Here is an 11,357-nt window from a genome sequence, read left to right on the forward strand (position 1 = left end):
CAGAAGTGCAAGAATATTTCTATTCGCAAAAAAATGATTTATACGAAATACATTTTCCTGTTTTAGAATATCCAAAAAAAATAAACAGCTTGAGTTTAGAAAAAACACCTGTTTTTCAAGGAAAACTCACTGGAATAAAAGGTCAATATTTAATTTTTGAAGACGGAACGGTTTTTAATGTGAGAAGTTCTGAAGGGTATTCGGTACAAATTACAGTATAAAATAGTTTGTTTCTAAGTAGTTTCCCGCTCAATTATGTAGGTCGGTATTTCTATGATTTGATGAGTAACGGGAAGCTTTGCTTTGATTTTTGTCATTTCGTCAATTAATAGAGAAGCTGCTCTTTGACCAATATCAAATCCAGGCTGTTCGACAGTAGTGAGAGTTGGAGATATTACGGTTGACATATACCAATTACTAAAACCAAAAATGGCAATTTTTTCTGGAATTTTGATTTGTATTTCATTAAAATATTTTATGATTCCAATGGCGACTAAATCAGTAATGGCAAAAATAGCATCAACATCATCGTGTTCTTCAATTAATTTTTTGGCATTATTATAACCATCCTCAAAGTCTGAATTGTTGTCACATACATAAACTAAAGTTGAGTCATAAGTAATATTGTTGTCTTCTAGTGCTTTTTTATATCCCAAAAATCGATCAATAGAATTTTGTGGTATATAAGCACCTCTAAAATGGGCAATTTTTTTATATCCTTTTTTAATCAAAAATGTAACAGCATCATAAGCTGCTTTTCGGTCATTGATAATAACTTTAGAACAATTTACTATTTTGGCAATCTTATCAAATAATACAACAGGAGTGTTATTTTTTATTATTTGATTGATATGTGAAAAATCATCTGTTTCGTTAGTAAGAGAAATCAGAACACCATCCACTCTTTTTTGAAGAAGTAAATCAAGTTGCTTTTTTTCTATCTCATATTTTTCATTTGATTGTAAAATGATAACAAGATAACCTCTTTTTTCAGCTTCTTCCAAAATACCATTTAAGACTAGTGAAAAAAAATGATGTACCATCGTTGGAATTATAACTCCAATCGTTTTGGTTTCATTTGTTCTAAGATATACAGCGTTGGCATTGGGTTTGTAGTTTAAGGTTTGTGCCATTTCTAAAACCCTTGTGCGAGTAGCTTCACTAACATCAGTATATCCTTTTAATGCTTTGGAAACTGTGGTTATTGAAATCCCTAATGCTGTTGCTATGTCAATAAGTTTTGCGCTATTCATTCAATAAATGTAGTAAAAATAACGAATCATTAACAAAAATATTAATCTGATTTTAGTCATTATCTTACTAATGAATAAAATCAGATTTTAATGTTAAATAACAGCCTAACTTACTGACTATTTCTTTTTCTTAAACAAACCATTCAACAAATCACTTGCTTTGGCTTTAACATCTTCTTTTGGAGTTGTAGTTTTAGTCGTGTCACCAGGTTTTGAAGTATTTTTATTGATTAAATCATTCAAAGCCGAAGTTCCTTTTGCAACTACTTTATCTTTTTGTTGTTTTACTAATTGATTACTCAAATTAGCAACAGCACTTTTCATATCCGTTGAAATTTTTGGACTACTAAAACTTCCAGACAACAAAGCGTTTATTGGAATATTGTCTAATTTTGCTGCATCGGCTGGAGACATTTTTGAAAGCAAAGCATTAGCTTCAGAGCCAAGATATTTTGCAGGAACATCAAATTTTACGTTGTAATTCATATTTTGGTCAAAACCGTGAGTCCCCCCAATAGTTGCCTTGATGTCTTGATATTTGATATCAAAAGGTTTCACGTTTACTTTTCCGTCCTTGAAAGAAAGTGCCGCTTTCACATCGTTTAAATTGAGTTTGCTCATATCTAAAAACTTCACATTAGAACTCAAAGCTGTCAACAAAGTAGAATTATTGGCGCTAACTGTAGTTGAAAACAATTGTCCCAATAAATCTCCAGAAATAGATTTCAAGTCTGGCGACATTGATTTATCGTCAAGATTTCCATTAAGTTTGATGGTCGAATTCAATTTTCCATTAATAATTCCTGCAATTGGCGCAATTTTTTTAAGCATATCCAATTGAGTGAAAGATTGTGCAATATCTACCTGATTCAATCCTAAACTCATATCGAAAGTTGGTACTTTTCCTTTGGTAGAAACCGAGCCATTCACTCCAATTGTCCCTCCAAAAATAGAAGATTTCACGTTTTCTAAAGTAACTCTTTCGTCCTTGATTATCAATTTCCCTGAAACATCTTTCAAGGTCAAATTATCATACAAAACTGTGTTAGCTTTTGCAGTAAGTGTACAATTTAGGAAAGCTGGAATTTTCATTGCTTCGGCAGTTTCAGTTTTTGTTTCAGTTTTGGCTGTTTCTCCCGAAGTCATAAAATCGCTAACCGCTATTTGATTGGAATTCATATTAAAATTACCTTTCAATTCTTGGTTTTTAAACATAAAACCATAAAAATTATCCAAAACTCCAGTTACGCTAATATCGCTTTTTCCAGTGGATGCGTTAAATTGTTTTAGGTTAACTTGGTTTGGATTAAATACTACCAAAGCATTGCTAATGCTCATTGTTTTTCCATTTTCATCAGCATAGTTAAAGCCTGATAAACTCATTGTCCCTGCATTTCTGATATTTTGGTATTGACTTTTTTCTACAGATTGCATATCGAATTTTGTCGTCACATCGGCTTTTAGAATTCCAGTTAGCGGTTTGTCCATTTTTATTGGATAGGCTTTTGACAAATTCCCTAAATTGATTGTTCCTTTTAATGCGGCATCGACGATAGCGTTTTGAGTGATATTTCTAATGTTGGCTTTGGCATTAAAAACATCTTGATCGATTGCAAAAGATAATTTATCGAGATTGACATAAGTATCATTCAAAACCCCTGTTTCGTTGATAATTTTAGTGTCAATTACAATATTTCGAACTGATTTTGGCAAGTTTGGATATTGAAACGAAGCATTATTTGAGGCAATTTCGATGTTAAATTTCGGAACTGTTTTATCCGAATATGATCCTTTGGCAAAACCAACAACTGTGAAATCGCCAGTTGTTTTCACTCCGTCTAAACTCGAAGCATAAGCAGATGGAATAAGTCCTAAGAAATTTTTGAAGGAAGAAGTGGGCGTTTTAAATTTCAAATCATATTCCTGACCCGCATCAACCATTTGAATAAATCCATCGAATTCGAGTGGCAATTGATTAATTAATGCTTTATTTTCCTTGAATGTATATTTACTTTTCTCTAAATCAATTCCCAAAACGGCGTCTAAAGTCAAAGAAACATTTTTCATATAATTGACTTTATCCATAGAAAGTGAAATTTTTGCAGTCGATTTTGTGACTAAATCTAGCTTCTGTGAGGCAAAATCTCCAGTTCCTTCGTGATTCAAACTGTCGATTGTCATTTTTATTTTTGAACTTTCGTCGAAATATCTAAACTTAAAATTCTCGATTTCGTAATTCTGAATTTTTAGTGACATTGGTTTGCTTTTGGTAGTATTATCCTCTTTTTTGTTTTTCAAAGCGATGTCAAAATTCCCAATTCCATCTTTGTTGAAGATGATGTTTATCAAACCATTTTTCGATGAAATTCCTTCAATACTCATTGGTTCATTTTCGCCTTTAAAAAGTTCTTTGATAGACATTTCTAAATTTAATTCGCCTAGAGAAACCAAAGTATCTCCTTCAAACGGTGCTTTGTTGATAATGACTAATTTATCTAAAGAGACATTAGCATTAGGAAAATTTTTAAACAAACTCAAATCAGCATCAGCAAAAGTTACTTTGGCATCTACATTTTCATTTATAGATTGAGCAATTTTGGCTTTAATTTGATCCTTGAAAAAATAGGGAATAGCAAACAAAGCCACCACAAATAATACGACTACAATTCCAGTAATTTTTAATATTTTCTTTACCATGATGTGATTTTTAAATTTCAAATGAACTAGCAAAAACCTTGCCTTTTTGTGCAAAAATAAGCCTTTAATTTGCAGGACAAAAAAATCCGTTTAAGTATTTTACTCAAACGGAATAATCTTGATTATTAGTATAAAATACTTATTGAATAGTAATCTCAAAAGGCATTATTGCCTGAACTCCTTTTCGAGATTGTACCCTTTTTATTTGTTCCATAATACTATAAGTTTCTTCACCTAATTCTTCTTTTATAAAAGATTCCTTAGATTTTGCAAATGGCAAATTTTGCAAAAGATCGTTGATGTCTTTTTCGAATTCAGGAAAGTTTTGAGTGCTGTACTTTTTTGTTTTGGATAAAGTTGCTGCTTCACGAATGGCATCATCTAATCCTCCAATTTTATCTACAAGTCCAATTTTCAATGCTTCAGAACCTGACCAAACTCTTCCTTGTGCAATAGAATCGACTTGTGCTACGGTCATTTTCCTTCCAGCTGCAACGTGCGAAACAAAAGTTTTGTAAATATGCTCGACACCTTCTAGAGTAACAGCTTTGAATTTTTCGTCCAAAGGTAAAAACGGACTGTATTCTGATGCATTAACATTCGTTTTTACTTGTTCAGAATGCAAACCAATCTTTGTTGCCAATTGAGAAAAATTAGGCAAAATTCCAAAAACACCTATTGAACCTGTAATAGTATTATTTTCGGCAAAAATTTTATTAGCATTACAAGCAATATAATAACCTCCGGAAGCGGCGTAATTCCCCATTGATACCACAACCGGTTTTACTTTTTTAGCCAATTCGATTTCTCTCCAAATCAAATCCGAAGTCAAAGCATTTCCACCTGGACTATCAATTCGAAGCACTATTGCTTTTACGTTTTTATCTTTTCTTGCTTCAATTAACGAGCGACGCATTGACCCTTCGCCTATAGTATTTACATCCCCTTCGCCACTTTGAATTTCGCCTTGTGCATAAATAATGGCGATTTTGTCTTTGGTATCACTATTTTCAGAGGTAGTTGTCATTTTTCTGGCATATTCCAAAATGCTTATCTTGTTATAATCCTCATCTTTGCCTACTTTCAAAATTTTTCGAATGGCGTCGTGATACACATCTTCATAAGCCACAACATCTATTAATTTTTCGTTTTTTGCCATTTCAGGTGTTCTTGCCAAAAGGCTATCAGCGATTTCGTTTAATTTTTCTACAGAAACATTTCTGCTTTTAGAAATATCGGAAGTAACAGAACTCCAAACTGAATTCAATAAAGATGTAATTTGTTCTCTATTAGCATCACTCATTTTATTCTCCAAGAAAGGTTCTACGGCACTTTTGTATTTCCCGTGACGAATTACTTCCATTTTTACACCCGTTTTTTCTTGTAAATCTTTAAAAAACATCATTTCGGCAGACATTCCTTTAAAATCAAAATCTCCCACTGGATTTAAGTAAATTGTATTGGCAACGGAATTCAAATAATATTCTTTTTGCGAATAGGAATTGGCATAAGCCATAACGAATTTTCCAGATTTTTTGAAATCTTCTAAGGCATCTCGAAGGTCTTTTCGTTGTGCCATTCCCAATTCAGATTCATCATTCAAAATCGAAATTCCTTTGATGTCACTATCCGTTTTTGCTTCTTCTATTGCGTTGATAATATCCGAAAGTCCAACTTTTTCGCCATCGGAAAAAATCGACATCCAAGGGTCTTTGTATTTTCCGGCATAGTCGTTCTTAATATGTTCTAAATTCAATTCGATAACCGAATTATTTTTCACGGATATTTCTTCGGAATCACCACCAAAAACTGTGGCAATGATTATTATCCCGAAAACGAACAACATTAGAAACACAAATAAACCTATAACTGTTGCCAGCACATTTCCTAAAAATCTCATAATTTTATTTTTTTAATAAGTAGTGTAAACTGTTGATGTGTTACAAATTTAAGTTTAAAACTGTAAAAATTGTTATCAACTCGACGGCAAATATAGTTCAATTCTAAAATTGTTTTAGTTAATTTGTGTTTAATATGAAATCACAACATCAGGTCGTTTTATCTCTAGGAACTAATCAAGGTAATCGCCTTGAAAACATAGAAAATTGCTTGCAATTGATTCATCAAGAAATTGGAACTATAATTAAGGTTTCGAAGCTATATGAAACGCCATCTTGGGGTTTTGAAAGCGATGCCTTTTATAATTGCGCTTTGGTTTTGCATACTTTTAGTTCTGCACACAAAATTTTAGAGCAAATTTTGAATATTGAGAAACGAATGGGTCGGGTTCGTGGCGTCACTTTAAATTATCAATCTAGGATTATCGATATTGATTTAATCACTTTCGACGAAGAAATTATGGAAACGGAAAATCTTCAAATTCCGCATCCGCTAATGCAAAACAGAAAGTTTGTTTTGCTACCAATGCAGGATTTGAATTTAGACTGGAAACATCCTGTTTATCAAAAGAAAATTACCGAATTACTTGAAATTTCTCCAGACCAAAGTATTTGTGAGGTAGTTCAGAATTTGGAAAATCCGTTAGATAAAATTCCTCTGGAACAATTTAACTACATTGCTTTCGAAGGAAATATTGGAGCAGGAAAAACAACTTTGACTACAAAAATAGCCGAAGATTTTAATGCCAAAACAGTCTTGGAACGCTTTGCTGACAACCCTTTTCTGCCAAAATTTTACGAAGACCAAAACCGCTATGCCTTTCCACTCGAAATGTCATTTCTTGCCGATAGATACAAACAATTATCCGATGATTTGGCACAATTTGATTTATTCAAGGATTTTATTGTAGCCGATTATCATATTTTTAAATCCTTAATTTTTGCCAAAATAACTCTTGCTGAAGATGAATATCGATTGTATCGAACACTCTTTGATATTGTATATAGAGAAATGCCAAAGCCAGATTTATACGTTTATTTGTATCAAAATACGGAGCGGTTGTTAGAGAATATCAAGAAAAGAGGAAGAAGTTACGAGCAAAATATTCCAGCGGATTATTTAGATAAAATTAATAGCGGCTACTTAGATTATATTAAATCTCAAACTGATTTAAATGTTTTAATTATTGATGTTTCTGACCGTGATTTTGTAAAAAATCAGGAAGATTATATTTATATTTTAGACGAAATTCAACGGAAGATTGTTCAATAAACTCCCTGCAAGTTTATCTTTTCAACGAAAAGTGACCTCTTTTCTCGGCTTTAGTATTGTCGATTTTCAAAACATACCAATAATCATCGGCAGGCAAAGGATTTTTATTCAAAGTTCCGTCCCACGTTGGTTTCGTAGCATTTAAAACGGTAATTAATTTTCCGTAACGGTCAAAAATGCTTACTTCGGCTTGTGGATAATTAATCAATCCTTTCACTTCCCAAAAATCATTATAAGAATCACCGTTTGGAGTAAAAAACTTGGGGGTAATAAGCACAATGAATGGAAGATTAGTTCTACTACAAAAATTCACCTCTCTCACATAAGCCATTTGCAAACCACTTGGCACATCAAAAAACACATTCGAACTTTGATAATTAATTCCGTCAACAGAGAATTCAAAATAAGTTTCGTCTTGTTTCAAATAAATCACGACGGTAGTTTCATTTACATCAACTCGATCTATTTCAGGAATATTGTGCTCTACAACGGTAATTTTTTTTGTACTGCTGCAACTTTCTGGAGCTTGACTAGTTACAACTACCGAATAAATTCCCGAAGACGAGACCGTTATTTTTTGTGTAGTTTCACCAGTTGGCGACCATAAATAAAGCATTCCAGGAACTGAGGCATCAAGAGTGACATTTGAAGATTGGCATTTAGTTACTTCCTGATTTACAACTGCTGGTGGTGTATAAACAAAAACTTCAACTGCAGTTCGAGTCCCATTGCTGCAACCATTATTAAAGGCTTCTGCATAAAAAGTATCCCTTACAGTCGCGTTAGAAATTAGAAAATTGTTTCCTGTTGCAACAATACTTCCTCCGATTGCTGTTGAATACCAATTTATTATTCCAATATCAGAACTTGCTTGAAGCGTCACAGTTCCCGATCCACATCTTGAAACTGGAGTATTTGTTGAAGTAATATTAGGAATTGTATTTACAGTTGCAATAATTGCTGCACGATTTGTACATCCGTTATCGACATAATAAGTTGTAGTTGTATTTATCAAAGGAGTAGTATAACTACTGCCTGTTCCTAATAAATTTCCGCCAATTGTATCATCATACCATTCTATTGTTCCAGTTGTTGAAGTTGCTTGAAGGTCAAATGTTCCTGAGCCACAAATAGCACTAGGAGTTGTGACGGTAATTTGTGATATTGTCATTGTAGTACTTGCCGAAATATAAATATTGTCAACATCACCAGGCACCATTCCGCCATATTCTACAATATATCCTTGAGGATAATATGCACTACTCGGATTTGTGTCACCAGTATTTGGCAAGTCATTCCAAGAACCTTTAGGCCCAACTCCATATGTAATATGAGCATAATCTTCATCTCCTAAATTATTAGGCTCCCCATTATTCCAATTTGTATAGGTCATAACTGTGCCTGTTTCAGGACCAGTTACCCATTTCCAAGTACCTTCCACTGCCGCGTCACTCCCACCAATCCAGCCTGCTCCTGGTGCTTGCGCTCCTGCTAATTGAGCTTCATCTGCTGCTGTTAAGGTGGCTAAATAACCTTGCAATCCATAATAAGTTCTTATTTCAGCTGCAGCTTTAGCATCTGTCCAAGTTATTCCTGGCGAACTAACATATTCATAAAAATGTTTATTCCTTGGCAAATAACTTAGTTGACCCGACCCTAAACTGATTGAAAAAGTTCTAGTTCCAGACGGAGAAATTGACGAATTGCTATACTCTACATTTTTAATTGCTGCTTCAAAATCAGCATAAGGAAGTTTGCTTGTACTAAATAACTTTAGTTTTCCTTCAGATGCACTCCAGCTATAAAGAATATCTGGATTTGTTCCTGTAAGTGATAATAAATCTTGCCCAAACACATAACCCGAAGAGATTTGAATATAAACAGCATCTGTAGTTGAGTCAAGAGGGTCGAAGCTAATATTTACTGATTCTACGATAGGTAGAGAAGTTCCAGGGCAATAAATTTGATTTCCCGTTGCTGTGATTACTGGAGGATTTATTGCATAAGTTGCTTTTGGAATAAATAACAATAAAAGCAAAATTATTTTCAAAAAAACATAATTTTTCATTCCATAAAAGTATTGATTTTTTATTTAGACCAATTCATTTTTTTGAATAAATCCCAAACCACAATCCCTGCACTTACTGAAATATTCAAGGAATGTTTGGTCCCCAATTGAGGAATTTCAATACAACCATTACATATTGCAACAGCTTCTTGTGACACTCCAAATACTTCGTTTCCGAAAACCAAAGCATATTTTTTACCTTTTTCAACTTCGAAATCCTGAAGAAAAACAGCGTTTTCCACTTGTTCGATTGCCAGAACAGCAACTCCTTCCGTTTTCAAGTCTTCAATAACTTTTAAAACATTTTCGCTGTATTCCCAATCAACAGTTTCTGTTGCTCCCAGGGCCGTTTTATGAATTTCCTTATTAGGTGGAGTTGCCGTTATTCCACACAAATATATTTTTTCGATCAAAAAAGCATCAGCAGTTCTAAAAACTGAACCTATATTATTCAAACTACGAATATCATCCAATATCAAAATTATTGGTGTTTTATCTGATTGTTTAAAATCTTCAATTGATTTCCGACCGAGTTCACTATTTTCTAGCTTTCGCATAGTATTTGGCAATAAATTATAAAAAAGGCTTCCTAAAACTAGGAAGCCTTTGCGTTATTTCTAATAAAAATTTTAGCTTTTTGTTGCTGGTGCTGGATCTGGAAGAACAGTTCCTTTTATAGTAAGCACTTTAGTTGGCATACCTTCAGCATTTGAAGTAACAGTTACAGTTTTAGTAAATGCACCTACTCTATCTGTAGCATATTTTACACCAATAACTCCTTTTGATCCAGGAGCAATTGGTTCTTTTGGAGTAGTAGGAACTGTACAACCACAAGAACCTTGAGTATTTGTAATAATCAATGGCTTATTACCGTTGTTTGTAAATTCAAATTTACGATTACCATCAGCATTGTGTGCAACTGTTCCGTAATCGATAGTTTCAGTGTCAAAAACCATTCCTGCACCTTCTACTTTAGGCAGAACAACGGCTGCAACTTTGGTAGTTTGTGCTTTTGCTTTTTTTGTTGACTTAACTATTTTAGCAGTTTCCTGTGCATTAGAAAAAGCAAATGCCAAAAGTGCTATTGAAAGTGTAACTATTTTTTTCATCTTTATTTTTTTAGGATTGAATGACAAATTTATATAAAAAATTGAAACTCCATCCTAAATTTTTCTTAAATATATTTTAAATTTCCAGAGTGTTCGTTATTCGCTATAAAATATATAAATTCGCTTTCTAATAAATTTTAAATAAATAAATTTTGTCATCTAAAGAGAAATCGGTTAAGGAAACACCTTTAATGAAGCAATATAACGAAATCAAAAGGAAATATCCTGATGCCTGTTTGTTGTTTAGAGTAGGAGATTTTTACGAAACATTTGGCGAAGATGCCGTTCGTGCTTCCAAAATTCTTGGGATAACATTGACAAAAAGAGGTGCTGGTTCCGAGACCGAAACCGCTCTTGCTGGTTTTCCCCATCATTCGATTAATACGTATTTGCCAAAATTGGTTAAAGCAGGACTTCGTGTAGCCATTTGCGATCAGCTCGAAGATCCAAAAATGACTAAAACTATTGTGAAGCGTGGTGTGACTGAATTAGTAACTCCTGGTGTTTCAATGAATGACGAAGTTTTGCATTCAAAAACGAATAATTTTCTGGCTGCTATCTTTTTTGCTAATAAAACGATTGGAATTTCATTTCTGGATGTTTCTACAGGAGAATTTTTAACTTCTCAAGGGAATGCGGAATATATTGATAAGTTATTGCAAAATTTCAATCCGAGTGAGGTTCTTATTCCAAAAAACAATAAAAATGATTTTAGGGAAATTTTCGGAGATGATTATCATAGTTTTTATTTGGAAGACTGGATTTATAAAGAAGATTATGCTTTTGAAACTTTGACAAAACATTTTCAAACTATTTCTTTAAAAGGTTTTGGAATCGAAGAATTGAAAGAAGGAATAATCGCTTCGGGCGCAATTTTATATTATTTATCCGAAACGCAACATAATCGGGTGCAGCACATAACAGCGATCCAAAGAATTGCCGAAGATGAATATGTTTGGATGGATCGTTTTACAATTCGAAACTTGGAATTGTATCATAGTTACAATCCTAATGCAGTCACGCTTCTTGATGTTATTGATAAAACGCTTTCGCCAATGG

At 33.3% G+C, this 11,357-nt stretch carries 8 protein-coding genes and 1 pseudogene; 3 read left to right on the forward strand and 6 right to left on the reverse strand.

From position 1 onward, the window contains the following. Window positions 1-221, forward strand: a 221-nt coding sequence (locus tag PHC28_RS09730; RefSeq protein ID WP_300099309.1) for a DUF2797 domain-containing protein, incomplete at its 5' end; no start/stop codon positions are given. 12 nt (window positions 222-233) lie between these two features. Here PHC28_RS09730 and PHC28_RS09735 read toward each other — a convergent pair. The 3 genes from PHC28_RS09735 to sppA all read right to left on the reverse strand — a co-directional run bounded on the left by PHC28_RS09735 (window position 234) and on the right by sppA (window position 5,850). Further along, window positions 234-1,253, reverse strand: coding sequence for a LacI family DNA-binding transcriptional regulator (locus tag PHC28_RS09735; protein WP_300099312.1), 1,020 nt, complete (start codon window positions 1,251-1,253; stop codon window positions 234-236). Window positions 1,254-1,370: 117 nt separating this feature from the next. Next, the gene (locus PHC28_RS09740) at window positions 1,371-3,950 is read right to left on the reverse strand and encodes an AsmA-like C-terminal region-containing protein (protein ID WP_300099314.1); all 2,580 of its coding nucleotides are present in this window, start codon (window positions 3,948-3,950) and stop codon (window positions 1,371-1,373) included. A gap of 139 nt (window positions 3,951-4,089) precedes the next feature. Then, window positions 4,090-5,850, reverse strand: coding sequence for a signal peptide peptidase SppA (gene sppA / locus PHC28_RS09745; RefSeq protein WP_300099316.1), 1,761 nt, complete (start codon window positions 5,848-5,850; stop codon window positions 4,090-4,092). A 134-nt stretch (window positions 5,851-5,984) separates the two neighbouring features. Here sppA and folK point away from each other — a divergent pair, with 134 nt between their 5' ends. Continuing rightward, window positions 5,985-7,121 (forward strand): 2-amino-4-hydroxy-6-hydroxymethyldihydropteridine diphosphokinase, encoded by a 1,137-nt coding sequence (folK, locus tag PHC28_RS09750; protein ID WP_300099319.1) that lies wholly within the window; start codon window positions 5,985-5,987, stop codon window positions 7,119-7,121. Window positions 7,122-7,134: 13 nt separating this feature from the next. Here the strand turns inward: folK and PHC28_RS09755 are convergent, their stop codons facing one another. The 3 genes from PHC28_RS09755 to PHC28_RS09765 form a co-directional block, all read right to left on the reverse strand. Further along, window positions 7,135-9,189 carry a T9SS type B sorting domain-containing protein gene (locus tag PHC28_RS09755; RefSeq protein WP_300099322.1) on the reverse strand — a complete coding sequence of 685 codons (2,055 nt, stop codon included), beginning with the start codon at window positions 9,187-9,189 and terminating at the stop codon, window positions 7,135-7,137. A gap of 20 nt (window positions 9,190-9,209) precedes the next feature. Beyond that, window positions 9,210-9,746, reverse strand: a complete 537-nt coding sequence (locus tag PHC28_RS09760; RefSeq protein WP_300099325.1) for an RNA methyltransferase — start codon at window positions 9,744-9,746, stop codon at window positions 9,210-9,212. Between the two features lie 72 nt (window positions 9,747-9,818). Beyond that, window positions 9,819-10,298 carry a DUF1573 domain-containing protein gene (locus PHC28_RS09765; protein WP_300099328.1) on the reverse strand — a complete coding sequence of 160 codons (480 nt, stop codon included), beginning with the start codon at window positions 10,296-10,298 and terminating at the stop codon, window positions 9,819-9,821. A gap of 152 nt (window positions 10,299-10,450) precedes the next feature. Here PHC28_RS09765 and PHC28_RS09770 point away from each other — a divergent pair. Next, window positions 10,451-11,357 (forward strand): annotated as a pseudogene (locus tag PHC28_RS09770) (DNA mismatch repair protein MutS); the annotation flags it as partial.

The organism is Flavobacterium sp. (assembly GCF_028712645.1).
In the GTDB taxonomy this organism is placed as follows: domain Bacteria; phylum Bacteroidota; class Bacteroidia; order Flavobacteriales; family Flavobacteriaceae; genus Flavobacterium.